Origin of the sequence: Micromonospora sp. D93 (genome assembly GCF_018070365.1) — a bacterium.
GTDB lineage: Bacteria > Actinomycetota > Actinomycetes > Mycobacteriales > Micromonosporaceae > Micromonospora > Micromonospora ureilytica.
The window spans coordinates 106478-132616 of sequence record NZ_JAGPXW010000016.1 but is presented as its reverse complement, the minus strand read 5'-3'; the positions used below and the strand labels follow the sequence as shown (position 1 = coordinate 132616).

The window sequence follows — 26139 nt, the reverse complement described above, 5'->3', positions numbered from 1 at the left end:
CGGTGGGTGCGGAGCGAGTGCCCTCCCGTTGACGCCCGCCCGGTCGCTCAGTACGGTGCATCGTAAATCTTGGATGTCAACGTCAATACATCAATGCTGCGATGTGGTTACGACGGACATCCCGCGCCGCACAAAATTCCAGGTCAAATGGGGGAGGAGGCGCTCGGAAGGCGCTGTTAACGCTAACACGGCTGGCGCACTCTCTGTGGGAGTAATCGTGAAGGTGAAAGATCGAACCACAACCCGGGCCACCCACCGGGCCAGGCGCGCCATCGCCTGGCTGGCGAGCATGGCCTGCGTCCTCGCACTGATCCCGGGCACGGCCAGGGCCGACAACCCCATCGTCCAGAACATCTACACCGCCGACCCGGCGCCGTTGGTGCACAACGGTCGGGTGTACCTCTACACCGGACATGACGAGGACGGCTCCACCTACTTCACCATGCGTGAGTGGCGGGTGTACTCGTCCGCGGACATGGTGAACTGGACCGATCACGGCTCGCCGATGAGTCTGGCGACCTTCGCGTGGGCCGACGCCAACGCGTGGGCCGGGCAGGTCATCGCACGTAACGGGAAGTTCTACTGGTACGTGCCGGTGCGTCAGCGCTCCAACGGTCAGATGGTCATCGGCGTCGGTGTGGCGGACAGCCCGACCGGGCCGTTCCGCGACGCGCTCGGTCGACCACTTGTCGGCAACAACGAGATCGATCCGTCCGTCTTCATCGACGACGACGGGCAGGCGTACCTGTACTGGGGTAACCCTGGCCTGTGGTACGTGAAGCTGAACTCCGACATGATTTCGTTCTCCGGCAGCGCGACACGCATTCCACTCACGACGGCGGGTTTCGGCACCCGTAACGGCAATGCGAGTAGGCCGACGTTGTACGAGGAGGGGCCGTGGGTGTTCAAGCGCAACGGCCTGTACTACAACGTGTTCGCGGCGGAGTGTTGCTCGGAGTTCATCGCGTACTCCACGGCGACGGGGCCGACCGGGCCGTGGACGTACCGGGGAACGATCATGCCGCGCCAGGGCGCCAGCTTCACCAATCACGCGGGTGTGATCGATTTCCAGGGTGGATCGTATTTCTTCTATCACAACGGGGCGTTGCCCGGTGGTAGCGGTTACACCCGTTCGGTGGCGGTGGAGAAGTTCAACTACACCAGCGGCGGCATGTTCCCGACGATCACGATGACCGGTACGGGTGCGCCGCAGGTGGGCACGCTGAACCCGTACCTACGGCAGGAGGCCGAGACGATCGCGTGGGGCTCGGGCATCGAGACCGAGGTGTCCACCGAGGGCGGGATGAACGTCGGCTGGATCGAGAACGGCGACAACATCAAGGTCAAGGGCGTCGCGTTCGGCGCGGGTGCCACCTCGTTCAGCGCCCGGGTCGCGTCGGCCACCAGCGGTGGCCGGATCGAGGTGCGCCTCGACAGCGCCAGCGGCCCGACCGTGGGCACCTGCACCGTGGGCGGCACCGGCGGCTGGCAGACGTGGACCACCACCACCTGCGCGGTGAGCGGGGCGACCGGCACCCATGATCTCTACCTGCGCTTCGCCGGTGGCAGCGGCAACCTGTTCAACATCAACTGGTGGCAGTTCAGCGGCACCGGCGGCGGCAGCGCCAACCTGATCACCAACGGCGACGTGGAGAACGGCACGACGGGCTGGGGTGTGCACGGCAGCGGAACGCTCGCCAGGAACACAACAGTCGCGCACGGCGGCAGCGGGTCGCTGTCGATCACCGGCCGGACCGGCGCGTGGAACGGCCCCAGCCAGGACGTGACCACCAAGCTCACCAACGGCAAGAGCTACACCACGAACGTCTGGGTACGCGCACAGAGCGGCACCCCGTCGGCGAAGGCGACGCTGTCGCTGACCGCGAACGGCACCACGAGCTACCTGCAGCTGACCCCGGCCGTGGGAGTGAACGTCAACGGTTGGACCCAGCTCACCGGCACGACGACAGTGTCGTGGAGCGGCACGCTGTCCAGTGCCGCCTTCTACGTGGAGACGGCGGAGGGCACCGACAGCCTCCTCGTCGACGACGTCTCGTTCCAGTGACGGGTGCTGCCGGAGCCGTGCTCGCACGGCTCCGGCAGCACGACGACGTGCCCCGCCGGTGCGACCGGAGCGACCCCGTGCCCGGCACTGTTGGTTACGACTTGACGAACGGGATGTTATCGCTCACAGTCGATGTTTGAGGGCGGCCGCACCTGTGGTTCACCGGGCGAACCCGCTGTGGCCCCTCGGATTCCGACGTCCGCCCAGGGCATGCCGGACGTCGGGTCAGGACTTTCCGCACTGCTGCCGTGACGGCGACAGGTGCTGCCGTCTCCGATCTCGCAGCAGATTCGGCGCTGCGCCCCCATCGCTGCACCACCACAGACAAGGAATCCGCATGAAACACAGAAGAGTTCTGCGGGCGGCGGTGACCGTCGCGGTCACCGGCGCCCTCGCCGCGGGTATGACGATGGCGCTGACCACCTCGGCCAACGCCGGCACCACCCTCCGAGCGTCCGCGGCCGAGAAGGGCCGTTACTTCGGCGCTGCTGTCGCGACGGGCAAGCTGTCCACCAGCGCGTACGTGACAGTCCTGAACCGTGAGTTCAACAGTGTCGTGGCCGAGAACGAGATGAAGTGGGACGCCACCGAGCCGCAGCAGGGTCGGTTCAGCTACACCGGTGGTGATCGTCTGGTCAGTCACGCGCAGGCCAATGGCATGAGCGTGCGTGGCCATGCGTTGTTGTGGCACCAGCAGGAGCCGGGTTGGGCGCAGGGCATGTCGGGCAGCGCGTTGCGCAGCGCGATGATCAACCACGTCACCCAGGTCGCCACGCATTTCCGGGGCAAGATCTATGCCTGGGATGTGGTGAACGAGGCGTTCGCCGACGGTGGTAGCGGTGGGCGTCGGGACTCGAACCTGCAGCGCACCGGTAACGACTGGATCGAGGCGGCGTTCCGGGCGGCGCGGGCGGCGGATCCGGGTGCGAAGTTGTGTTACAACGACTACAACACCGACGGGATCAACGCGAAGTCGACGGGGATCTACAACATGGTGCGGGACTTCAAGTCCCGTGGCGTGCCGATCGACTGCGTGGGCTTCCAGTCGCACCTGGGCACCTCGCTGGCCAGTGACTACCAGGCCAACCTCCAGCGTTTCGCCGATCTCGGTGTGGATGTGCAGATCACCGAGCTGGACGTGATGACCGGCGGCAACCAGGCAAACATCTTTGGCGCGGTCACCCGCGCCTGCATGAACGTCTCGCGCTGCACCGGCATCACCGTGTGGGGCGTGCGGGACTGCGACTCGTGGCGTGGCTCGGACAACGCGCTGTTGTTCGACTGCAACGGCAACAAGAAGGCCGCGTACACGAACGTCCTGAACGCCCTCAACGCCGGCCCCGGCATCCCCACGGACCCGCCGACCGACCCGCCGACGGATCCCCCGACCGACCCGCCGACGGACCCGCCGACTGTTGGTTGTTCGGCATCGGTGTCACTGAACTCGTGGACCGGTGGATTCGTGGCCTCCGTGAAGGTGACCGCCGGCTCCGCCGGCACGAGCGGGTGGAACGTCGGCTTCACGCTCCCGAGTGGTGCCAGTGTCACCAACACCTGGAGCGCGACGGCCAGTGGCTCCACCGGCACGGTGCGGTTCGCCAACGTGAACTACAACGGTCGGCTCGGCGCGGGGCAGGTCACCGAGTTCGGCTTCCAGGGCACCGGCAGCGCCTCCGGCGTGACGCCCACCTGCACCGCCTCCTGATCACCCGATGACCGACTGAACGACAAACGTCGGCCGGTGCGGAGGACCCGTCGTGGTCCTCCGCGCCGGCCGACGTCATGTCGCGCCGTGCCTGTGGATCAGGAGTACGGGAGCCGCAGCACCGACTGGTTGCCGATGCCCACGGTGGTCGGGTTGTTGCCGATCGCCGACCAGACCTCCACCCGGACCGTGCCGTTGCTCAGCGCGCCCAGCGTGCCGGTGGCCGAGGACAGGCCGGCGTTCTGGGTGTAGTGCTCGTAGCCGGTGACCGGGTCGGTGGCGAAGTAGCGCCCCGTCTCCACCCGCTCCCAACTGCCGTTGCCGGTGAGGTCGTAGGAGATCCGCACCTGCACGCCGTTGCCGACCGCCGACCCGGCGTCCACGAACAGGTCGAACGCGGTCTGCCCGCCGGCGTAGGCGAGGTTGAGGCCGGTCGCCGTGAAGACCTGGGCGTTGGTGGGCGTACCGTCGTGGTTTCCGTTCGCCGCCGCGACAGTCGTCGTGGCCGCGCTGCCGGCGGCACCCAACCCACCCCCGGGCAGCAGGTACCGCGTCGGGCTACCCGAGGTCGGCGGCGGGTCGGTTGTCGGCGGGGGGTCCGTCGGCGTCGTCGGTGGGACGCCGCCGGCCGCGTTGCCACCACTCCAGGTGTACGCCCCGGTGGTGGCCGTCTTGCCGGCTCCCACGGTGAGGGTGGTGCCGTTGGAGAACGTCACAGTGATCGGCGTCGCCGTCGGGTTCGACGCCACGTAGGTGCGGGCCCCGTTGCGGGAGAAGACCGCGGACAGCGGGTGGTTGCCGGTCACCGTCGTGTCGACATTGCCGAGAGCGGCGAGGTTACGGATCCAGTGGAACGTGTGTGCCCGACTCTCGCCCTCCTCCGGGGTGTAGCCCGGGTTCGCGCGGAGGTTCGCCAGCGCCGCGTCGGGGTCGCCGAGGGCCTGGAACTGCCAGAGGATGTCCTGCCACACCGTCGGTTGTCCGCCGTTGTTGCGGACGAGTTCGGCGTAGTTGGTCCGCACGTACGCCGGGTTGTTGCCCAGGTAGAGGTGACCGCCGGTGACCGGGAGCAGGTTGATGCCCTGGATCATCTCCGGCTCGCCACTGAACCAGGTGGCGTACGCGCCGCCGTCGCCCCAGACCATGCCGACAGTCGAGTGCCCGAACGCACTGGGGAAGTTCTGGTCGCTGACGTCGAACCAGTACTCCTGGATGGCCGCGGCCTGGGTGGTGTAGAGGAAGACGCCGGCGTCGCGGACGGCGGTGTTACCCGTCGTCTGCCCCCACTGGATGAGGGCGCTCGCGAAGTTCATCCCCTCCGACGAGGACTCCTGGTTGTTGCCGGAGCCGAACGAGCCGTGCCCGGACGCCCAGTCGTGCCCGGCGTAGATGTCGAAGTCGCGCAGGTACGGGAACTGGGTGTCGCCGCGGCGGTAGTTGTTGGCGTCCCGGATCAGCAGGTCGACCATGCCGCCGTAGCGGCTGGTGGCCGCCCACGTCGGGTCGAACTTCGCCAGGGTCGCGGCGGCGGCGATGTAGTAGCCGTAGTGGAAGTGGTGGTCGTTGAGCTCCTGGTCGGACCCGTACGACGCCGGGTAGCCGATCAGGGTGCCCCAGTTGTTGTCGTAGTAGAAGACCCGGCTGGTCTTGCCGCTGGACGCGGTGAACCAGTCGGTGAGCGTGCTGCGGATCGCGTTCAGCGCGCTGTCGCGGGTCGTGGTGTCGTTGACCTGGTCGGCGATCTCGGCGATCCGCGCGGCCCGGCCGAGCCCCTTGCCGGTCCAGTAGGTGTCGTTGCCGCGTTGGTCCATCGGGTTGGCGCGGGTGGCGGCCAGGTGCCCGGTGAGCGTCGACAGGTCACCGCCGCTGCCGTCGCCGACGGCCGGCAACTCCGGCAGGATGCCCTGGAACTTCATGGCGGTGCGGAACTGGTTGACGCCGGTGAGCACCTTCATCCGGCCCCGCGCCGACGGGTAGGTCGGAGTGATCGCGGTGGAGCCGCTCAGGGACTTCCACTGGTGTGGGTAGAGACTGACCACGGTCTGCGTGGCGGTGCCCTCCCGGGCGGTGGTGGTGAACGCGTACGTGGTGGTCAGGCCGCTGGTCGCGGGGTTGTAGGCGTACGAGACCTGGGTGCCGGTCACGTGGGCGTGCGCGTACTGCCCGTAGGTCGCGGCCAACGCGGCGCGCTCCGTCGCGCTGGAGGTGGGCGGCAGCAGGGCGACGGAGAAGTAGCCGCGGCCGGCCAGGGTGGACGAGATCCGGCCGGACGCCACTGTCCAGCTGGCGCCGCTGGGCGCGTACCCGACGTAGTCGTGGCCGTTGACCCGGAAGCCGATGGTGGCGCCGCTGTTGGACCAGACGTCGGGGGTGCCGGCGGTGCTGATCTGCGCGTTCCCGCCGGTGGTCTGGAAGTACGCGAAGGGCAGCCCGTGGCCGATGGTCGCGCGCATGGTGCGCGTGCCGTCGCTCCAGTGCGGGCTGACCGTCCAGTCCGTCCAGCCGTCGACCTTCACCAGGGGTGCGGCGAGCCCGGCCACACCGACCCGGATGTCCTGCACGTACGGGTAGTGGAACTCGCCGACACCGGTGGCGGTGCCGCTGATGGCGGGCGTGGAGTTCGCGGAGAAGCCGAGCCCGTCGCCGAAGGTGTCGTACGAGATCGGGTGGGCGTGCAGGGGCTCACTGAAGGAACAGTCGGTGCGCTTCCACAGCAGCGAGGACCACCAGTCGTTTGTGGGTATCGGCCCGGCGGGCGCGTTGGCGGTGGCGAACTGCCGGGGGTTGCTGGACATCGCGCCGCAGCCGCTGGGGAGCGGGCCGACCGGGGTGGTCGTGTAGCTGCCGGCGCCGACGGGTGCGGCTTCGGCCGCGCGGGTGACGGGGATGGCGAGGCCGCCGACGACCAGGGCCAGCGCGGTGGCGGCGGCCAGGGCCCATCGGCGGTGGGGGACGGGAGGTTTCATCGTGCCTCCATCGCGCGCCGGGTGCGGCCCTTGCCGGGTCCAGCGCGATGCGTCTGAATTGGGGGGAAGGTCAGGTGAGAGAGCGCTCTCTCGGCCACCGTAATGGAGCACCGAGATCCCCGTCAATGTGTCCGGCCCGTTGCGTGCTGATGTCGCTATTTGCCGACGCCCGCACGGTCGCCCAACGGTTCGCCCTCGCGGTCGCTCAACAGGGCGTCCGGCACGCGCATCCGCCACGCGTCGGTCACCAACTCGGTCAGCCGTTCCAGGTCGACCGCCGCCAGCCGCAACAGCACCAGGGGCAGGCCGTCGTAGCCGGACGTGGTGAAGAAGACCTCGGGCTCCCCGAGCAGGAGAGCCTGCTTCTCGGCCTCGTCACCGACGAACAGCACCGCGATGTCGAGCCGGATCACCCGCGGCTTGCCAGGTATCCGCTCCGGATAGGACCAGACGAAGCCCTTGTCGGCCACCCGGAAGTCGAAGCCGTCACTGGCGATCTCCACCGTGTCCGGCAACGCCAGCGCCACCCGGCGTACGTCGTCCGCGTCAGCCACCGAGCCCCCTCGTCGCACCACGCACCATCCGCATGTGCCGAGATTACGCGGTGGACAGCTCGATCGCTGTGGCGCCGACGATCGCCCGGTCGCCGTTCTCCTGGACATAGCCGACCACGCTGGCGCTCCGCGGATCGAGACCAGATGGTGTCGCCAGCTCCACCTGCCCCCGCTCGGCGTCCAGGCCCACCGACCTGAAGGCGCGTACGACGTTGTCCTGCCGTAGCGTCCGCCCGGCGTTCTCCCCCCGGGCGATCTCGCTGGTCAGATCCCGTTCCACGACCGCCACGTGCAGCACCGCGCGCGGCGGCGGCCCTTCGACCCGGTAGTCCAGCATCACCCGGTCCGCACCGAGGTTGTCGACGGAGAGCGCCAGTGGTGTGGTGGTGGTCGACGCCATGGCGGACATGATCGCGCTTGCCGCCCGTCGTCGATCGGAGCCGACGAACTCGACGGTGCCGTTGACCACCATCTGCGGGGTGTACAGACCTCTGGTGCCGAACGCGCGGGTGTACGCCTCCTGCCGCGCGGTGTACGCGGCGTCCGCGAACTGGTCGGGCCACCCCAGGTCGTCCCAGTAGTCGACGTGGAACCCGAGGGCGAAGACGTTCTGTCGCCGTTCCCGGGCATCGCGTTCGATCTCGCTCAGCAACTCCTCCGCAGGAGGGCAACTGTTGCAGCCCTGGGACGTGAACATCTCAACGACGGCGAAGCCGCCGTCCGTCGATGGATTCGTCATGGTGCGTGTCTCCTCCCACGGTGTGCCCGGCCGCGTCGCGTATCCCCGGCGGCGTTGCGTTCCCATTCCCGCCGGGACAATGCGCGTGGGTCGTGTCCCCTGCCGGCCTCGCGGTCAGCGCCGCCGGGTCGGGTGGTTGGATGGTCGGGTGCAGTTCACCGTGACAGACGCGCCGGCGCGGGAGCGATTCGAGGCGCGCGACGAGGCGGGCGCGGTCGCCGGGTTCGTCACCTACCAGCTGACCGGCTCGATCATCGCCTACACCCACACCGAGGTCGATCCGGCGTACGAGGGCCGGGGCGTCGGGTCGACGCTGGCGCGTGCGGTGATGGACGACGCGCGAGCCAAGAAGCGCACGGTCGTGCCAATCTGCCCGTTCCTCGCCGACTGGCTGGTCAAGCACCCGGAGTACGAGAGCATCGTGGTCCGGTCCACTCGCAAGATCAAATAGACGCGCCTTGCGGCGTCGTGCCGGGTCGGGCGTCCGGTAGAAGTCTCGTGGCGAGGGCGCGGGCCGTCGCGGTCAGGGTGTCGATGTCCAGCCCGGTCCGCCCCATGAACACCAGCCCCTGCTGCGCGGCGAGCAGCGCGCGCGCCGTCTCGACCGGGTCGACGTCGCGTGGCAGGTCACCCTCGTCCTGGGCCCGCCGGACGCACTCGGCGACCAGGGCGGTCGTCGTCTCGTAGGTGCGCCGCGCCTCGGCGACAACATCGGGGTCGGTGGTGGCCAGCTCGTACGTGCTGTTGGCCATGAGGCAACCGCGCCGGGCGGCGGCGCCACCCGGGTCGTCCACCGGGGCCAGGACGAACGCGCGCAGCGCGTCCAGGGCGCGGGGAGTGGACGCCAGCATCTCGCGCAGGTAGCCGCCGCTGGTGTCGGTGTATTCCCGCAGCGCCCGCAGGAACAGTCGGTGTTTGTCGCCGAAGGCGCCGTAGAGGCTGCCCTTGCCCAGCCCGCTGACGCGCACCAGGTCCTCCAGTGAGGTCGCCGCGTAGCCGGCGTCCCAGAACTGGTCCCGGACGGCGCGGATCACCTGTTCCTCGTCGAACTGCCGTGGCCTGGCCATCTGAACAGCCTAGCAATTATTGACCACGCGGTCCACCAAACGTATGGTGGACCGATCATGACAGCCTCCACCTTCCGTGCCCTGCACCACGACCGTGCCGTCGGTGACCCACTCGTCCTGCCGGGCCCCTGGGACGCGGCCAGCGCCCGGGTGCTCGCCGACGCCGGTTACCCGGCGCTCGCGACCCCGAGCGCGGGTGTCGCCGCCTCGCTCGGCTACGACGACGGCGCGACCCCGCCGGACGAGATGTTCGCCGCGGTCGCGCGCATCGTCCGCGCCGTGTCCGTTCCCGTGTCCGCTGACGTCGAGGGCGGTTACGGTCTCGCCCCCCGCGAGTTGGTGGGGCGGCTGTTGGAAGCCGGCGCCGTGGGCTGCAACCTGGAGGACTCGGACGGGCACGGCGCCCAGAAGGACCCGCAGCTGCACGCGGACTGGCTTGCCGAGGTGCGCGCGGAGGCGGGTGATGCCCTCTTCATCAACGCCCGCGTCGACACGTTCCTGGTCGGGACGGGTGACCCAGTCGACGCGGTGGAACGCGCCCGCCTCTACGTGGCGGCCGGCGCCGACTGCGTCTACCCGATCCTGGCGCCACCGCAGGTGCTCCCGCGGCTGCGGGAGGGCATCTCCAGGCCGATCAACATGGCCGCCGGACCGGACCGCGAGTCCATCGCCGAGCTGGGCCGACAGGGCGCGACACGCATCACCTTCGGCCCGGGAATGCAGCGGTACGCGATGAGCGCGATCGGCGACCTCGCGGCCGAGCTGCGCGCCTGAGGCCAAACGTCACCCCGCGCCCCGCCGCCAAGGCACAGCCGCAGCCGCTCCCGGTCAGACGGGGCTGCGCGCCCGGTCGGGCCAGCCGCGCGCTCGGTCGGTCGGGCGCAGCCGCTTCCGCCGCAAGATCGCGCAGCATCGTGGATGTCAACACCGTTGCGTTAGGCGGAGTGGCTGTTCGTCAACCCCGCGCTGTTCCGTCGATCATGGACTTGTGGTGGGTGGCAAAGTGTCCGGATCGAGCCAAACCAGGCACCGTAACTCCATGATCGACGAGGGTGGGGTGCCCCTCTTCCGCGATCTTGCGTTTACTGTCGCGACACAAGAGGGCAATCGGCGCATATCGGCGACCGAAACTGCAAGATCGGCGCGGGCGGGGCGTTTCTGGAGTGGCGGACCTGGGCTCACCGCGCCCTTGCGCCCAGCAACCGCTCGCTAACGCAATGGTGTTGTCGTGGATGTAGTGGCATTCGCCGAGCTCGACACCACTGCATCCACGATCGAGCACGATCTTGCGGCGAGGTGTCTCCGTCCCGCCGCCGTATTGCGCGTCGCCGCGGGCTGCCGTGGGTGGGCTGCCGTGCGCCGGCTGGTTTTGCGCCGAGGGCGCGGGTGTGCGGCAGCTCGCGGGGTGATCGACTCGGGTTCCTGCAAGTCGGGCTATCCGGGTCGGGTGGAGGGCCCGGATTCCTGAAGGCCGAGTCGATCACCGGGGGGTGGTGGGCGGCGGGCGGCGGGCGGCGGGGGAGTTTCGGTAGCTACGGCCGAGCCCCCGGCGCGCCGTCATCATGGACGGCTGCCGGGGGCTCGAGTGCTGGCGGTCAGGCCTGGTTGCTGTTCGGCAGCACCGCGGCCATTTCCTCGCCGGCGCCGGCGAGCACGCGTGCCTGCTGCGGCCAGCTGGCCAACCCAGGTGCGGCGCGCAGGCCGGCGGCCCGGATCAGGTCGCGCAGCGCCGGCTCGTCCAACTCGCCGAGTTCCCCGTACGTGCGCACACCCGCGTCCTGCAACGCCGCCGCCATCTTCGGGCCGATCCCCTGAATCCGGCGGAAGTCGTCGGCCGGCCCCGTCGGGTTGGCGTCGACGCCGCTGATCGCCGCGTCGGCGGCCGAACGGACCGGAGGGGTCGCGGCGGTGGCCGGCCGTACCGGAGGCGTGGCCATCGCCGACCGCTCGGCCCCCGCGGCGTCAACCGCAGACTCGGCGTCAACCGGCTCGGCGTTCACCGAGTTGGCCTGGACCGGCTCGGTGTTCACGGAATCGATGTGCACCGGCTCGGCGTCGGTTGGGTCTGCGGTCGCCAACGCGTCTGCCGGCATGGCGTCGGCGGTCGTGGCCTTGGTCTCCGAGTCGTCGACCAGGCCGACGGAGTCCGGCGCACCGTCGGCCGGCGTCGTGTCGAGCTGCTCAGTGTCGACGGTCGGGAGGTCGTCCGCGGGCTGGCGGGGAGCGACCACGGCCGCCGGGACGGGCTTCTCGTCGACAGTGACCGGCTCGGAGGCCGACTCCACGGTCGGCTCCGGCTGCAGTTCAGCGCCGTCGGACTGCTCGGTGACCGGTACGGGCGGCGGGTCCTCGGTCAGTGCCATCTCCGCCGGGTCGACGGTGCTCGGTGCGTCCGCCGGCACGGGCAGCGGGGTGGGACCGTCCGGTTCGGTCAACGCGGCGGGCGCGCTGACCGTGTCGACAGGTGCCGGCTCGTCGGCGACGGCGGTGGGCGCCGAGTCGACGGCGGCCGCGGGGCGGGCCTCGTCGGTGGTGGCAGCCGGTGTGGGCGTGGTGATCACGGCCAGGCCGGCGACGGGGTCACCATCCACAATCGAATTGCCCTGTACGCCCCGTCGGCCGCGCAGCAGCCACCCGGCGGCCAGGCCCAGCAACAGTGCCAGTACCACTATCAGCGAGTGTCCGAAAGACCACGCCACGGCGAACCTCCCTCTCAGGTCGTTGGAAAGTCACGAGAAAAACTCGCCGCAGCTTCGCACACGCGTATTGCCGACGAAAGGCAGGATCGGCCGTCAGCGTTGCGGGTGGGCCGGCCACCTCAGCCGGTGCCTGCCATGTGACACAGCGTCGCCCAATCGCGCCGAAATCGACCCAATGAGACCGGCACCCACATGACACCGGTACCCGGCGGGGTCCGGACACGATGAGACCCGGGCCCGGCGAAGGACGCCGAGCCCGGGTCGGGTGATGCGGGGTTCAGTCCCGGTCGCCCTCGTAGGTGTGGAAGTCGTCGACGAACCGGCGACGGAGTCGTGGTACCCGGCTGGTCACTCCGAAGTAGCCGCGCGCGCCGAGCAACGCGAGCCGACCCACCACCGGCCGGTACATCCGGTCGTCGCCGTTGGTGCCGCTGCGATTCAACGATTCGGCGACTCGCGCGAAGCCGTACGGGGCCATCACGGCCTCGTAGTCGGCGACCGCCTGGAGCAGGGTCTTGTCGCCGGCGGTGGCGCGGCTGAGCTGTTCACAGAGCAGGCGGGCGTCGCGCAGCGCGGTGTTCGCGCCCACGCCGCGACCCGGGGTCATGGTGTGGATGGCGTCGCCGAGCATGGTGACGGTGCTGCTCTTCCAGGGCGGCACCGGCTCGGACGTGGACACTTTGATCGGTAGGGCGCTGGCCGGGTCCGCGTGGGTGAGCAGTTCCCGTAGGTGCGGGTGCCAGTTCGAGGTGAGGTCCAGGGCGACCTGCACCAGGTCCTCGCCGCGGCGTTCCATCACGTCGGCGGGGAACCGGTTCGCCGCACTCCAGATGATGAGGTTGATGTTGTCGGTGGTGGTGTCGTGGGCCAGGCCGGACCAGTCTCGGAGCAGGGCGGCGTCGGCCTCGCTGACGCCGGGCTTGATCGCCCGTTCGGCGTCCCACTTGAACTCCATCACGTGCAGCACGCCCATCATCCCGCCGACGCCGAAGATCAGTGAGATGCCCTGCTGGACCCGCTCCGGAACGAGACCACGGGTGTACGGGGTCAGGGGGATCCGGGTGGCGATGTTGATCGTCCCGGCGTCGCGGGTGACGGCGTGCGGCAGGTACTGGCGGCGTACGGCGGAATGGGTGCCGTCGGCCGCCACCAGCAGGTCGCCGGTGGCGGTGGTGCCGTCGGCGAAGTGCGCGGTGACCGTGCCGTCGTCGTGCTGCTCGTACCGGGTGAAGGTCTTGTCGAAGTGCACCACGTCCTCCAGGCCGGTCAACAGCACCTGGCGTAGCACCATCCGGGCCACCGAGTGTTCGGTGCGCACCGGGTCGGCGCTCGGCCGCAGCCCGAACGACGCGGTCTGGCGGAGTCTCTGGGTGACGACGTTGAAGTAGTGCGGCGGCCGGGCACACGTGGCCAGGAAGGTGGCGAACAGCTCCGGGGGCAGGCACTCCCGCAGCGCCCGGCTACCGGTGGGGCCGATACCGACCCGGTAGCCGAGCAGCCCTTCGGCGCGGTTGCGGTGCCGTTCGTAGACGGCGACGCTGATCCCGGCGCGGCGCAGACCGTGCGCCAGGCACAGTCCGCCCGTGCCCGCGCCGATGATCAGGACGTGCGGTGGTGCGGCGGACATGTTAGCCGGCCGGGTGTGCGGCAGGTGCCTCGGTGCTGGCTGGGCGCGCCGCGGGCACGTCGGTGCTGGCTGGGCGCGCCGCGGGCACGTCGGGCGCGTCCCACCGGTAGAAGCAGCCGGCGATCGCGTCCCGGGGGGAGCGCCAGGTCGGCAGGTACGGCGACGTGTGCGCGGAGAGTCGTTCGTTGACCTGTTGGAAGAGCGGGTGGTTGCGGGCCGCCGCGAGCGCGTCCGGGTCGACGTCGTCCGAGGTCTCCAGCAGGTGTACGCACAGGTCGTGCAGGCAGTACAGGGATCGGTGCGTGACGCCGGTCAGGCTGGGGAGTTCGGTGGCGTCGGATTCGGCGAAGATCTGCGCGACCCGTCCCTCCGCTCCCGGGATGATCCGGCTGACGATCAGTAGACGACTCATGGGACCCCTTCCGCCGGTGGCGTGCCCGACCCTTGGGGATCGGTGCCACGTGCTCTGTGCGCCCACCGTGCCGCAGCGCCTGTCACGTCACCGTCACGTGCACCGACCGGCCGGTGACGGGCGGCGCCGTCACGTACGTCGGCCGGCCGGTGACGGCCGGTCGGTGACGGCGTCGCGACTGGCCTGGCGGATCGGGGCGAGGGTGTCGTCGAGCAGGGCGCTCATGGCGGGGCTCGGCTCCAGCCGAAGTTCCCGGCGCAACAGGTCCCGGTAGACGTAGAAGGCGTGCACGGCTTCGAAGGCGTTGCCCTCGGCCAGGTGGATGCGGACCACCAGCCGGTGTGGTGTCTCCCGTAGCGGCTCGGCGGCCATCGCCTCCAGCGCGGCTTCGAGGGCCTCGCCGTGCCGCCCCGCGGTGAGGTGGTGCCCGGCCACCTGCTCCAGCATGTGCAGGCGGAGTTGGCGCAGGCGTTCCCGGTCCAGCAGCACCCAGTCGTCGTACCAGCCGGGGAGGAGGTCGTGTCGTCCGGCGGCGAGCGCCCCGGCGGCGGTGCGGGGGTCGTCGCCGTCCCGGACCCGGGCCGCGGTGCCGACCAGGTCGTCCACGTCGAGCCGGACCGCCGGGCCGAGGCGTACGGTGTCGCTGGCCACTGTCATCGGGCAGCACGGGTCCTGGCGGAGCCGCCACAGGGCGGTGCGCAGGGAGGACAGCGCACGCTCCTCCGACGCGTCGGGCCAGAGCAGCCCGGCGAGCTGGCTGCGGGTGGCGCCGGGGCGCAGCCCGATCAGCGCGATCACCCGTTGCAGCCCGCGCGGCACCACGACCGGCACCGCCTCGCGGAGGAGTCGAAAGCCTCCGAGCAGGTGCAGTGAGACACCCTCCTCGGGCGGGTCTCCGGCGGTCGGCACGGACGGATCAGCGGCCACGGCGGCACCCCCTGCGGAACGCTCGTCCCGACTGTCTGCTGTGTCCCGGATCGGTCGCCCGCGACGCCACTGTCGACCCCGCCGATCGCGGCGTGGCCAGGCGCGGCCCCGCCCGCCGAGGCCGCCAGGCTGACCACGCTGAAGATTATCAAAAATGGTCACGTTGAGTCAACGGCAGCGTGGACCTTCTATTGCCGACAGTCAACCCGAGATCGGTTCTGAACTGCATAAACATTAGCGCCCGGAGCACACCGAACGCATAGCTGATACACAGGTTGCGTCAACGCAGCGTCACCACCATGCGTCGCTGGTTGGCCCGGCGCGGTGACGCCGCCGTGACGAGGACCGGCGCATCGTGTCGGCAGTCGTCCAGCGCGTCCGGGGCCACCCGTCGCCGGCCGGACGCTGTGGGGGGAGGCCCAGTATGGACCGATCGCTGATCGTCGCGAAGGTGGATCCGACCGCCGAGGAGCGGGTCGCCGAGATCTTCGCCGAGTCGGACGCGACGGAGCTGCCGCGCCTGGTCGGTGTCCGGCACCGCTCGCTGTACCGGCTGCACGACCTCTACGTGCACCTGCTCGAGACCGCGCAGCCGGCGGAGGGCGCGGTGGAGGCCGCTCGTGGCCATCCCGAGTTCATCCGGGTCAGTGACCGCCTGCGTCCGTACGTGTCGCCGTACCTGTCGACCTGGCGCTCGCCGCGCGACGCCATGGCGCGGTGCTTCTACCGGTTCGACGCCCCGGACGCCGGGCGGCGGTCGTGACGGCCACCGCGCCGCGCGAGGAGCAACTCTGGTCACGGTGCGCGGGCTGCGCCAGCCTGCTCTACCGCAAACGGCTGCGCCGCAACCTCGACGTCTGCCCGGAGTGCGGGAAGCATGCCCGACTCGGCGCGCCGGAACGCCTGCGCCAACTGGTCGACCCGGGTTCGCTGCGCCTGCTCCCCGACCGGCTGCCGGAGGCGGACCCGATCGACTTCGTCGACGTGCTGCCGTACCCGCACCGGCTCACCGCCGCGCGGGCCAGCACCGGCCTGGCCGAGGGGGTCGTCTGCGCCACGGCCGCCATCGGTGGGCACCCGGTGGTCCTGGCGGTGATGGATTTCCGCTTCCTCGGCGGCAGCCTGGGTTGCGCGGTGGGCGAGCTGATCACCCGGGCGGCCGAACGGGCGCTGGACGACCGCACCCCACTCGTCCTGGTCACCGCCTCCGGTGGGGCGCGGATGCAGGAGGGCGCGCTGTCGTTGATGCAGATGGCCACCGTCAGTCAGGCCATCGCCGCGCTGCGCGAGGCGGGGCTGCTCACCGTGAGCGTCCTCACCGACCCGACCTACGGCGGGGTGGCCGCCTCGTTCGCCACCAACACCGATCTGGTGCTCGCCGAGAGCGGCGCGCGGATGGGCTTCGCCGGCCCCCGGGTGATCCGCCAGATCACCGGGCGGGCCCTGCCGGAGGGCTTCCAGACCGCCGACTTCCTGCTCCGGCACGGGCAGGTCGACATGGTGGTGCAGCGCCGGTCGCTGCGTGGACGGCTGGTGGCGCTGCTCGCCGCGACCCGCGCCGGCCGTCCGGCGCGTCCGCCCGTACCCCGGCAGGAGCCGGCGCCGCGCCGCGAGCGCTGCGCCGACGACGGCGCGGCCCTGGTGCGGCCAACGGGCCCGGTGGCCGACGCGGCAACTCCGGTCGCGGGCGACACCCCTGCGGTACGCGACGCGTGGGCCACCGTCCGGCTGGCCCGGCACCCCGGGCGACCGACCACGCTGGACTACCTGGACTCCGTCTTCGACGGGTTCGTGGAGCTGCACGGCGATCGGCTCGGCGCGGACTGCCCGGCCATCGTGGGTGGGGTGGCGCGGCTGGCCGGCCGGCACGTGATGGTCATCGGCCACCAGAAGGGGCACACCACCGCCGAGTTGGTCGCCCGCAACTTCGGCATGGCCAGCCCGGCCGGGCACCGCAAGGCGTTGCGGCTCATGCGTCTCGCGGCCCGGCTCGGCCTGCCCGTGATCACCCTCGTGGACACCCCCGGCGCCGACCCGGGGGTGAGCGCCGAGGAGCAGGGGCAGGCGGCGGCCATCGCCGAGAACATCCTCACCCTCACCGTGCTGCCCACCCCCGTGCTCGCGGTGATCACCGGGGAGGGCGGCAGCGGCGGCGCGCTGGCGCTGGCGGTGGCCGACCGCGTGCTGATGCTGGAGAACGCTGTCTACTCGGTGATCAGCCCCGAGGGGTGTGCGGCGATCCTCTGGCCGGACCGGTCCGCGGCGCCGCAGGCTGCCCGCGCGTTGCGATTGACCGCGCCCGACCTCTGCCGGCTCGGAGTGGTCGACGAGGTCGTGTCGGAGCCGTCGAGCGCCGCGCACGACGACCCGGCGGAAACCGCCGACCGGTTGCGCGCCGCCCTGCTGGCCAACCTCCTGCCGCTGCTGGACGTACCGCCCGCCATGCTGGTCCGCCTGCGCCGGCAACGCTTCCGACGGTTCGGCGCGAACCGCGCCGCCGCTCGGGCGGGCCTGCGATGACCGCCGGCGACGGGTCGCTGTCGACAGTGGACGCGGCCGACGACGTCGGGGCGGGTGGCGAGGAGGCGCTGGCCGGGCTACGCCGGCAGGCCCAGCACCTGATCGCCGAACTGGCCGGGCCGGTGCGCCGGATCCGACTGCGCAGCGGGCCGGCGGTGCTGGAGGTCGAGTGGCACCCCGAAGACGTGACCCGACCGGACGTACCTGCCGTACCGGCCCAGGCGGCGTCGGCGCCCGGCGCCCCGCCCGCGGCGATCCGGCCGCCGGTGCCCGGGCGCGCCGCGGTGCGGGCACCGATCGTCGGCACCTTCTACCGGGCGCCGGAGCCCGGCGCGCGGCCGTTCGTCGCGGTGGGCGACCTGGTCCGCCCGGGGCAGCCGGTCGCCATCGTCGAGGCGATGAAGCTGATGAACGAGGTGACCGCCGACCGGGCCGGACGGGTGGCCGCGATCCTCGTCGAGGACGGCCAGCCGGTCGAGTACGACCAACCGCTCGTCGACCTGGACCCGGCATGACAGCGCGGGGTGGTTGACCATGTTCGAGACCGTGCTGATCGCCAATCGGGGCGAGATCGCGCTGCGGGTGCTGCGCGCCTGCAAGGAGCTCGGCGTGCGAACGGCGGTTGTCTACTCGGCCGCCGACGCCGACTCGGCGGTGGTCCGCCTCGCCGACCAGGCCGTCCGGATCGGACCGGCGTCGAGTCGGCGCAGCTACCTCAACGCCGCCGCCATCGTGGAGGCGGCCCGGCAGGTGGGCGCGCAGGCCGTGCACCCCGGCTACGGCTTCCTCTCCGAGGACGCCGACTTCGCCGAGATCTGCGCCGACAACGGGCTGACGTTCATCGGCCCGCCGCCGGCGGTGATGGCCGCGCTGGCCGACAAGTCCTCGGCACGGGCATTGATGAGCCGCGCCGGCCTGCCGCTGTCGCCGGGCAGTGTCGCGCCGGTGCCGACCGCCGCCGCGGCGGCCGAGGTGGCCGAGGCCGTCGGCTACCCGGTGATCGTGAAGGCCGCCGCCGGGGGCGGGGGCCGGGGGATGACAGTGGTGCACACCCCGAGCGAGCTGCGCCGGGCGTACACCCGCACCCGGGCCGCGGCGCAGGCCGCCTTCGGCGACGACCGGGTGTACGTCGAGCGCTACCTCACCGAGGCGCGGCACGTCGAGGTGCAGGTGCTCTGCGACGCCCACGGGAACGGGGTGCACCTGGGCACCCGGGACTGTTCGGTGCAGCGCCGGCACCAGAAACTGGTCGAGGAGGCGCCCGCCCCGTCGCTGCCCGCCGCCGTCCTCGACACCATCGCCGAGACCGCCCTGCGGGGCGCGCTCCAGGTCGGCTTCGTCGGTGCCGGCACGCTGGAGTTCCTGGTCGACGCCGAGGAGAAGTTCCACTTCCTGGAGATCAACTGTCGGATCCAGGTGGAGCATCCGGTGACCGAGATGGTCACCGGGATCGACCTGGTGCACGAGCAACTGCACATCGCCGCCGGGGTGCCACTGCGCTGGCGGCAGGAGGAGATCCGCCTGCACGGCGTCGCGGTGGAGTGCCGGGTCAACACCGAGGACCCCGAGCGCGGCTTCGCCCCCACCCCCGGCCGGCTGGAGCGGTTCACCCCACCCGGCGGCCCGTTCACCCGGGTGGACACCCACGCCAGCGCCGGTTACCTGGTCGGCCCCTGGTACGACTCCCTGCTGGCCAAGGTGATCGTCTGGGCGCCCGACCGGGAGTTGGCCCTCAACCGGCTGGAACGTGCCCTGGACGAGTTCGACGTCGCCGGTCCGGGCGTGCACACCACCATCCCGTTCGTCCGGCGGGTGCTCGACGACGCCGCATTCCGCAAGGGCCGCTACACCACCGGCCTGGTCGACCGTCTGCTCGCCGCGCCCGCGCGGGGGCCGACGTCCACTCCCGCACCCCGCACCGCGCCCGCCGCCGATCCCGACGCAACCCACAGGAGGACCCGATGACCGTCACCCATGGTCGCCCGATGACCGCCGAGATCACCGACATCCTGGTGGCGCACTGCGGGCTGGACGCCGACGCCGCGGCCCGGGCGCCCGCCGCGTCGCTGGAGGAGCTGGGCATGGACTCGCTCGCCCTGCTGGAACTCTCCGCGGTCGTCGCCGACCGCTGGCAGGTGGCCATCCCCGAACAGGCCGGGCAGTTGAGCATCCCGGCGGTGGCCGACCTGGTCGCCCGCCGCGCCGACCCGCCCGGGCACACCGAGAACAGCGTGGTCATCGACGCGCCGTTGGGATTGGTCTGGGAGGTCACCAACGACGTGGCGAACTGGACCGAGCTGTTCACCGAGTACGCCGTGGTGGAGATCCTGCACCGCGAGGGCCACACGGTGCGGTTCCGGCTCACCATGTACCCCGACGAGAACGGGGTGTCCTGGAGTTGGGTCAGCGAGCGCACCGCCGACCCGGTGAGCAGGCAGGTCCGGGCGCACCGGGTGGAGACCGGGCCGTTCGAGTACATGCGCATCCACTGGCGCTACACCGAGGAGACCGGCGGCACCCGGATGACCTGGACACAGGACTTCGCGATGAGGCCGACCGCGCCCGTCGACAACGCCGCGATGACCGAGCGGATCAACACCAACAGCGTGATCCAACTCGCGGTGATCAAGGACCGGGTGGAGCGGACCGCCTGGCAGCGCGCCGACCAGGGCAGCCCGACGGCCAGCAGCGAGCCGACGGAGGCCGGCGATGAGTGACCTGAGCACCCGCCCGGTCGCCGCCCGGGACGTACCCGCCGACCGCCGCCGCGGCGGTGAGCTGCGGGTACTGCTCGGCCCCCGCACCGTCGGCAGCACCTCGGGCTTCCTCGGGGTGGCCACGCTCGCGCCCGGGGAGCGGATCGCCGAGCACTACCACCCGTACAGCGAGGAGTTCCTGTACCTGGTGCGGGGTGCGATCACCGTCGACCTGGACGACCAGCCGACGCTGCTGGCCGCCGGCGAAGGGCTGTTCGTACCGGTGAACGTGCGGCACCGACTGCGCAACACCGGCGTCGAACCGGCCGAGGTGGTCTTCCACCTGGGCCCCCTCGCCCCCCGGCCCGAACTGGGTCATGTCGACACCGAGCTTGTCGAACAGCGGGGCGGGTCATGACGGGGCGCCGCACGGTGGTGACCGGGATTGGGGTGGTCGCCCCGGGCGGCGCCAGCCGGGACCGGTTCTGGAAGACCATCACCGAGGGGCGGACCGCCACCCGGCGGATCAGCTTCTTCGACCCGTCGGCGTTCCGGTCCCAGATCGCCGGGGAATGCGACTTCGACCCGGTCGCGGCGGGGCTCAGCGAGGCCGAGCGACGCCGGGCCGACAGGTACGTGCAGTTCGCGCTGGCCTGCTCCGCCGAGGCGGTGGCCGACGCCCAGTTGGTGCTCACCGACGCGGAACGGGACCGCGCCGGGGTGGTGCTGGGCACGGCGGTCGGCGGAACGATGGCGTTGGAGCAGGAGTACGTCACAGTGAGCGAGCATGGCCGGCGCTGGCTGGTGGACGGGGCGCGCGGTGGCCCGTACCTCTATCAGGCGTTGGTGCCCAGCAGCCTCGCGGCGGACGTGGCCTGCCGGCACGGGTTGCACGGCCCGGCGCAGGTGGTCTCCACCGGCTGCACCTCCGGCATCGACGCCATCGGGTACGCCCACCAGATGATCGTGGACGGTGAGGCGGACGTGATGCTGGCCGGCGCGTCCGACTCGCCGATCTCGCCGGTCACTGTCGCGTCGTTCGACGCGATCAAGGCGACCAGTCCGGACAACGACGACCCGGCACACGCCTCCCGCCCGTTCGACGCCGACCGGCACGGGTTCGTGCTGGCCGAGGGCGGCGCGGTGCTGGTGCTGGAGGAGGCCGGGCACGCCCGGCGGCGGGGGGCGCACATCTACTGCGAGGTGGCCGGCTACGCCAGCCGCAGCAACGGCTACCACATGACCGGGCTGCGCCCGGACGGGCTGGAGATGGGCCTCGCCGTCACCGACGCGCTCAAGCAGGGCAGGATCCTGCCCGAGCAGGTCTCCTACATCAGCGCGCACGGCTCGGGTACCCGGCAGAACGACAGGCACGAGACGGCCGCGTTCAAGAGGGCACTGGGCCAGGCCGCGTACCGGATACCGATCAGCTCGATCAAGTCGATGGTCGGGCACTCGCTCGGCGCGATCGGGTCTATCGAGATGGCCGCGTGCGCCCTCGCCATCGAGTTCGGTGTGGTGCCGCCGACGGCGAACTGGAGCACCCGGGACCCGGAGTGCGATTTGGACTACGTACCCAATGAGGCGCGGGAGGTCCCGGTGGACGTTGCCCTCTCGGTGGGTAGCGGGTTCGGCGGTTTCCAGTCGGCGATGGTCTTCCGTCGGATGCTCGGCGCGGTGGCGGCGTGAGCGCCGAGGTCGCTCGTGCCGTGGTGACCGGCATTGGCGTGGTCGCGCCTAGCGGCATCGGCGCGGACGCGCACTGGCGCACGGTCCTCGCCGGCACCCGCCGGACCGGGCCGATCACGTTGTTCGACCCGTCCGGCTATCCGACCCGCTTCGGCGGGGAGGTGCCCGGCTTCACCGCCGACTCGTACGCCGACAGTCGACAACTGGTGCAGACCGACAGGTGGACGCACCTCGGCTTCGCCGCCACCCGGCTGGCGTTGGCCGACGCCGGCCTGCCCGACCGGGCCCCCGACCCGTACGGCTACGCGATGACCCTGGCCAGCTCGTCCGGGGGCAACCTGTTCGGTCAGCGGGAGCTGCAACGGCTGTGGGGCGGCACGTCGCGGACCGTCGGGGCGTACCAGTCGATCGCCTGGTTCTACGCGGCCAGCGTCGGGCAGCTCTCCATCCACCACCAGTTCAAGGGCCCGAGCGGGGTGCTGGTCGCGGAGGCGGCCGGCGGGCTGGACAGCCTGGCGCACGCCGCCCGCGCGGTACGTCGGGGCACCCCGGTCGTGATCGCCGGGGCCACCGAGTGCCCGTTGAGCCCGTACGCGCTGGCCTGCCAGCTGCGCTCCGGGTTGCTCAGCGACGTCGCCGACCCGGAGCGGGCGTACCGGCCGTTCGACGCCACGGCCAGCGGCTACCTGCCGGCCGAGGGGGGAGCGGTGTTCGTGGTGGAGGAGCTGGGGCACGCGCTGGCTCGGGGCGCCCGGGTCTACGGCGAGGTGAGCGGGTGGGGCTCCACCCACGACGCCGCGCACACCACGGCGGAGAGCAGCGGCGACCCGGCCCAGTACGCGCGGGCGATGCGCCTGGCCCTGGACCGGGCGGGCGTCGCCGCGGCCGGAATCGACGTGGTGCTGCCCGACGCGCTCGGCGTGCACCGCTACGACCGCAGCGAGGCCGAGGCGTTGCGTGCCGTGTTCGCCGACCGGCCGCCTCCGGTGACCACGCAGAAACCGCTTACCGGTCGGGCGTACCAGGGCGGCTCGGCATTGGACGTGGCCACCGCGCTGCTGGCCTTCGCCCACGACACGTTGCCGGCGTCGGCGGGGCCGGACGAGGTGGCCGAGGGCTGCGAGCTGGACTTCCTGCGGGAACACCGCCGACCGCGCAGCCGGCTGGCGTTGGTCTGCGCGCGGGGCTTCGACGGGTTCAACAGCGCGCTGGTCCTGCGTGGGGCCGCGCCGATGAGGGGAGAGGCGTCATGAGTGACAAACGGGCCCGGGTGGTCTTCCTGGTACGGGTGCCGGCGCCGCGCACCGAGCAGTTCCTCGCCGCGTACGAACAGGTGCGGCACCTGGTCGCCGGCGGCGTGCCGGGGCACCTGGTCGACCAGGTGTGCCGGTCGGCGACCGACCCGGAGCAGTGGTTGATCACCAGTGAGTGGGCGAGCCTTGCCGACTTCGAGGACTGGGAACGCAGCCCTGAGCACCGGGAGCTGGTACGCCCGATGCGGGAGTGCTTCACCGACGCCCGTTCGCTGCGCTTCCACATCCACGCCCAAACCCCAGCCCTGCCCTGACGGACCCGCCCTGCCCCGCCCCGCCCGCCGCCCCCGCCCCGCCCCCGTCGAGTTGTGGTGGGTGACAAAGTGTCCCTCACCGGGACAAGCAAGGCACCACAACTCCATGATCGACGGACCCGCCGCGCCGATCTTGCACTTGCTGTCGCGACATAGAGGGCATTTAACGCGTCTCGGCGACCGAAACTGCAAGATCGGCTGGGCTGGGCGGGGCGGGGCGGGGCGGGGGCCGTGCCCTGCGGCGCGCGGGGTCGACAGTGGGGAAAGTGCGCGTAGGGTCCGGTAGCCATGAAGGTGCTGATCTCGGTGGCCCTGGAAGGCATCTCGGGGATCGTGCATCCCGCCGAGACGAATCCCGACCGGTACGACTACGAGCGCGGCCGGGCGTTGATGACCGCCGAGGCGAACGCGGTGATCGCCGGGGTTCTCGATGCCGAACCCGACGCGGTGGTGTGGGTCGCCGACGCACACGGAACGTTTCGGAACATCCTGCCGGAGGACCTCGACCGGCGTGCTCACCTCGTACGAGGCAAACCCCGCCCGCTGGGCATGCTCGCGGGGCTGGACGAGCACACGGATGCCGTTCTGCTCGTCGGCTATCACGCTCGCGCCGGTGCCGGGCCCGCCGTCCTGGCCCACACGTTCAGTGACGCCATTCTCGACGTACGGGTGGCCGGACGATCGCTGGGCGAGATCGGCCTCAACGTCGCCATGGCGGGACACCTCGACGCGCCGGTCGTCCTGCTCAGCGGAGACGACACCGCCTGCACGGAATTCAGTGAGCTGGTGCCCTCGGCAGTCACCGTCGCCGTCAAGCAGACCCTGGGTCAGGCCGCCGCGGTGGCCCTACATCCGCAGGAGGCACGGGAGCGGCTGCGTCACTCCGCCGCCGAGGCCATCGCCCGGCGTGCCTCGATATCCCCGGCGAAGCTGGCCGGGCCGCTGGACGTCGAGGTCGACCTGTACGGCCCGTACATGGTCGACCTCGCAACTCTCGTGCCGGGTGTGACCCGCGTCAGCGGCGGCCGGACGGTCGCCTTCCGTGCCGTCGACGTCGCCGAGGCGTACCGGCTGGTGCAGCTGCTCGTTGAACTCGCCAGCATCAAACCGAGCTAGCACCGCGTGGTGAGCCTCGGGCTGGGTGGCAGGGTCTGATCCCACAAGAGCCACGAGCTAACAGCTCACCCGAGAGCGGAAAGTCTGTCGGACCGCAGGAAGGCGGCGGCCCGTCGGTCGAGTTGCTGTGCGAACGTAGGCAGCCGAGGGCCGAAACTGCTGAGGCGAGTGCGCATGTTCCGCACGGCCAGGGCGGCCCGGCCCGACTGCACACCGGTCATCGCGTCCAGGGCGTGATTCCAGTTCTCGCTCGCCTCGCGGAGCCGCCCTCGGGCGCACTGGACATCGGCGAGATTGGCCAGCGTGAGGGTGTGGATGCGCCGGTACGCCTCGGTGTTGCGGGTGGCAATCGACCGGCGAAGTTCGGTTTCCGCGGCGGAAAGGTCACCTAAATCTCGAAGGGCCTGGCCGGCCTGACTGGCGAGGGAGGTCTCGGTGAAGCCGCTGGTTCGGATCCAGCTCGGCTCGTCGCCCGGGGAGGCGTTCGCGAGGTGGACTTCGGCCGCGTCGATCGCCGCCGACGTGCGGGCCGCGTCGCCCGTCGCGGCGTACCCCCGTGCGGTGAGGATGGTGAACAGCGCGGTCGCCGCCGGGGATGCCTTCCCTCTCGACCATTCGAGGGACGAATTGGCGAGTTGCAGGGCTTCCTGCCCGTGGCCAAGATCAACGGCTTGGTGGGCCATCGCGCGCAAGGTAAAGCCTGCGAGGGCTCGATCATCTGCCTCGTTCGCCAGTCGTAGCGACTGAAGGTAGTAACGCTGGGCCAGCCCGTGCAGGGATGAGTCGAACGCCTTCCATCCGGCGAGGTAGGTCAGCTCAGCCGCAGCGCCGAACATGGCCCGGCGGTCGTGCTCCGACATGAAGCGTCCTTGGAGGTAGCCCGCGACGTCGGAGGTGAGGTACTGGACCACGGCGAGCCGCGCATGACCTCCTCCGAACCGCTCGTCGGCCTTGCTGAACACAGCGAGCATGTCCCGCACGGCATCGATCTCGCGGCGGCCGACTGCGGCACCCCCGCCACGCGCCTGCCGGCCCCGATCGGCGATGTCCTGCCAGGAGTCGAGGGGGACAGCTAGCGCGGCTAGCGAGTACAGGGCGGATAGCCCGAACGCTCGTCGCTCCAAGTCGGCTCTCCCGAGCGTCAGGAGATCGGTGGCCGGGTCACGCTTCCACCAATCCATGCCGTCTAGGTCAACCTCCAGGCTACCGCCGCCGACAAGCCCGAGATCGGTTGCTCTGATGACCCGGCCGAGCCTGCGTGAGATGGCCTCAGCCAGATAGCGGGAGGTCCTCTCCCCGGGCTTCACTCCGGCGATCCAATGCCCGACGTGGGATCGGTCGCAGGAGGGCAGAGCGTTGCTGTTCTCGTTGGCGACGGCGCGCACGGCGGCAGCGCAGGCGCTATACGACCAGTCGCATTCCCTGATAAGGGCAAGCAGTTTCTCATTGCGTTGCCGTGGTGTCCGCGCCATCCATCGGCCCTCCATGTTGGATTCGCGTTCCACGCGTTCAACGGACGCGGCAGCCGGACTGCCTATGAAACGCCACAGGCAGTCCGTTTACTGCGAGTAGACCCTATGGCACGCGCGGTGAGCTGGACAACGGCTGGCGATGGTGCTCCCTGGGCGTGTCGTGAAAGGTGAAGGTGCTCGTGGTTTCCGAAGTGGTGGCGTTGCTTTTTGGTGGGCTGGTGCCGGGGTTTTTGCTCGGGTTGTTGGCGTTCCGGGTGAAGTCGAGGTGGTGTCCCCACTGTGGGCAGCGCACCCAGTCGTTGCCGCAGGGGCGCGACC

The 26139-nt window shown here is 70.9% G+C and carries 23 protein-coding genes; 14 read left to right on the top strand and 9 right to left on the bottom strand.

Going from position 1 to position 26139, the window contains the following annotated elements; genetic code table 11:
- Positions 1-289 precede the first annotated feature (289 nt).
- Positions 290-2065, top strand: coding sequence for a family 43 glycosylhydrolase (locus KBX71_RS19490; protein ID WP_210819452.1), 1776 nt, complete (start codon positions 290-292; stop codon positions 2063-2065).
- Between the two features lie 337 nt (positions 2066-2402).
- A complete protein-coding gene (locus KBX71_RS19485) occupies positions 2403-3770 on the top strand; it encodes an endo-1,4-beta-xylanase (RefSeq protein WP_247683736.1) in 1368 nt (455 codons plus the stop codon).
- Between the two features lie 98 nt (positions 3771-3868).
- On the opposite strand, the gene KBX71_RS19480 is transcribed toward KBX71_RS19485, so the two are convergent.
- From KBX71_RS19480 to KBX71_RS19470, 3 genes are all read right to left on the bottom strand, one after another.
- A complete protein-coding gene (locus tag KBX71_RS19480) occupies positions 3869-6736 on the bottom strand; it encodes a glycosyl hydrolase (RefSeq protein WP_210819419.1) in 2868 nt (955 codons plus the stop codon).
- A gap of 155 nt (positions 6737-6891) precedes the next feature.
- On the bottom strand, positions 6892-7290 hold the full coding sequence (locus KBX71_RS19475; RefSeq protein WP_210819418.1) for an MmcQ/YjbR family DNA-binding protein: 399 nt from the start codon (positions 7288-7290) through the stop codon (positions 6892-6894).
- A 43-nt stretch (positions 7291-7333) separates the two neighbouring features.
- A complete protein-coding gene (locus KBX71_RS19470) occupies positions 7334-8029 on the bottom strand; it encodes a thioredoxin family protein (RefSeq protein WP_210819417.1) in 696 nt (231 codons plus the stop codon).
- A gap of 148 nt (positions 8030-8177) precedes the next feature.
- On the opposite strand from KBX71_RS19470, the gene KBX71_RS19465 reads away from it, so the two are divergent.
- Entirely contained in the window at positions 8178-8480 is a 303-nt protein-coding gene (locus KBX71_RS19465; RefSeq protein WP_124821666.1) for a GNAT family N-acetyltransferase, read from the top strand.
- On the opposite strand, the gene KBX71_RS19460 is transcribed toward KBX71_RS19465, so the two are convergent.
- Entirely contained in the window at positions 8473-9096 is a 624-nt protein-coding gene (locus KBX71_RS19460) for a TetR/AcrR family transcriptional regulator (RefSeq protein WP_210819416.1), read from the bottom strand. The genes KBX71_RS19465 and KBX71_RS19460 overlap by 8 nt on opposite strands.
- Positions 9097-9153: 57 nt before the next feature.
- On the opposite strand from KBX71_RS19460, the gene KBX71_RS19455 reads away from it, so the two are divergent.
- On the top strand, positions 9154-9870 hold the full coding sequence (locus KBX71_RS19455) for an isocitrate lyase/phosphoenolpyruvate mutase family protein (protein WP_210819415.1): 717 nt from the start codon (positions 9154-9156) through the stop codon (positions 9868-9870).
- An 821-nt stretch (positions 9871-10691) separates the two neighbouring features.
- On the opposite strand, the gene KBX71_RS19450 is transcribed toward KBX71_RS19455, so the two are convergent.
- The 4 genes from KBX71_RS19450 to KBX71_RS19435 form a co-directional block, all read right to left on the bottom strand.
- Positions 10692-11765: a hypothetical protein gene (locus KBX71_RS19450; RefSeq protein WP_210819414.1), complete on the bottom strand. Its 1074-nt coding sequence runs from the start codon at positions 11763-11765 to the stop codon at positions 10692-10694.
- Positions 11766-12072: 307 nt separating this feature from the next.
- Positions 12073-13422, bottom strand: a complete 1350-nt coding sequence (locus tag KBX71_RS19445) for an NAD(P)/FAD-dependent oxidoreductase (RefSeq protein WP_210819413.1) — start codon at positions 13420-13422, stop codon at positions 12073-12075.
- A 1-nt stretch (position 13423) separates the two neighbouring features.
- On the bottom strand, positions 13424-13834 hold the full coding sequence (locus tag KBX71_RS19440) for a TcmI family type II polyketide cyclase (protein WP_231396260.1): 411 nt from the start codon (positions 13832-13834) through the stop codon (positions 13424-13426).
- A 129-nt stretch (positions 13835-13963) separates the two neighbouring features.
- Entirely contained in the window at positions 13964-14761 is a 798-nt protein-coding gene (locus KBX71_RS19435) for a BTAD domain-containing putative transcriptional regulator (protein ID WP_210819412.1), read from the bottom strand.
- A gap of 424 nt (positions 14762-15185) precedes the next feature.
- On the opposite strand from KBX71_RS19435, the gene KBX71_RS19430 reads away from it, so the two are divergent.
- The 10 genes from KBX71_RS19430 to KBX71_RS19385 all read left to right on the top strand — a co-directional run bounded on the left by KBX71_RS19430 (position 15186) and on the right by KBX71_RS19385 (position 24349).
- The gene (locus tag KBX71_RS19430) at positions 15186-15524 is read left to right on the top strand and encodes a TcmI family type II polyketide cyclase (RefSeq protein ID WP_124821672.1); all 339 of its coding nucleotides are present in this window, start codon (positions 15186-15188) and stop codon (positions 15522-15524) included.
- Complete coding sequence (locus KBX71_RS19425; RefSeq protein WP_210819411.1) at positions 15521-17281, top strand: acetyl-CoA carboxylase carboxyltransferase subunit alpha; 1761 nt, start codon at positions 15521-15523, stop codon at positions 17279-17281. The genes KBX71_RS19430 and KBX71_RS19425 overlap by 4 nt, the downstream gene beginning before the upstream one ends.
- A complete protein-coding gene (gene accB, locus KBX71_RS19420; RefSeq protein ID WP_210819410.1) occupies positions 17278-17796 on the top strand; it encodes an acetyl-CoA carboxylase biotin carboxyl carrier protein in 519 nt (172 codons plus the stop codon). Before KBX71_RS19425 ends, accB begins: the two co-directional genes overlap by 4 nt.
- Positions 17797-17815: 19 nt before the next feature.
- Positions 17816-19246, top strand: coding sequence for an acetyl/propionyl/methylcrotonyl-CoA carboxylase subunit alpha (locus tag KBX71_RS19415; protein ID WP_210819409.1), 1431 nt, complete (start codon positions 17816-17818; stop codon positions 19244-19246).
- Positions 19243-19998, top strand: coding sequence for an SRPBCC family protein (locus tag KBX71_RS19410; protein WP_210819408.1), 756 nt, complete (start codon positions 19243-19245; stop codon positions 19996-19998). The genes KBX71_RS19415 and KBX71_RS19410 overlap by 4 nt, the downstream gene beginning before the upstream one ends.
- Positions 19991-20395, top strand: coding sequence for a cupin domain-containing protein (locus tag KBX71_RS19405; protein WP_210819407.1), 405 nt, complete (start codon positions 19991-19993; stop codon positions 20393-20395). Before KBX71_RS19410 ends, KBX71_RS19405 begins: the two co-directional genes overlap by 8 nt.
- Positions 20392-21666 (top strand): beta-ketoacyl synthase, encoded by a 1275-nt coding sequence (locus KBX71_RS19400; RefSeq protein WP_210819406.1) that lies wholly within the window; start codon positions 20392-20394, stop codon positions 21664-21666. The genes KBX71_RS19405 and KBX71_RS19400 overlap by 4 nt, the downstream gene beginning before the upstream one ends.
- Positions 21663-22919 carry a beta-ketoacyl synthase N-terminal-like domain-containing protein gene (locus KBX71_RS19395; RefSeq protein ID WP_210819405.1) on the top strand — a complete coding sequence of 419 codons (1257 nt, stop codon included), beginning with the start codon at positions 21663-21665 and terminating at the stop codon, positions 22917-22919. The genes KBX71_RS19400 and KBX71_RS19395 overlap by 4 nt, the downstream gene beginning before the upstream one ends.
- Complete coding sequence (locus KBX71_RS19390) at positions 22916-23233, top strand: antibiotic biosynthesis monooxygenase (protein ID WP_124815314.1); 318 nt, start codon at positions 22916-22918, stop codon at positions 23231-23233. The genes KBX71_RS19395 and KBX71_RS19390 overlap by 4 nt, the downstream gene beginning before the upstream one ends.
- A gap of 288 nt (positions 23234-23521) precedes the next feature.
- A complete protein-coding gene (locus KBX71_RS19385) occupies positions 23522-24349 on the top strand; it encodes a M55 family metallopeptidase (protein ID WP_210819404.1) in 828 nt (275 codons plus the stop codon).
- Positions 24350-24414: 65 nt separating this feature from the next.
- Here the strand turns inward: KBX71_RS19385 and KBX71_RS19380 are convergent, their stop codons facing one another.
- Positions 24415-25854, bottom strand: coding sequence for a Tat pathway signal protein (locus KBX71_RS19380; protein WP_210819403.1), 1440 nt, complete (start codon positions 25852-25854; stop codon positions 24415-24417).
- Positions 25855-26139 lie beyond the last annotated feature (285 nt).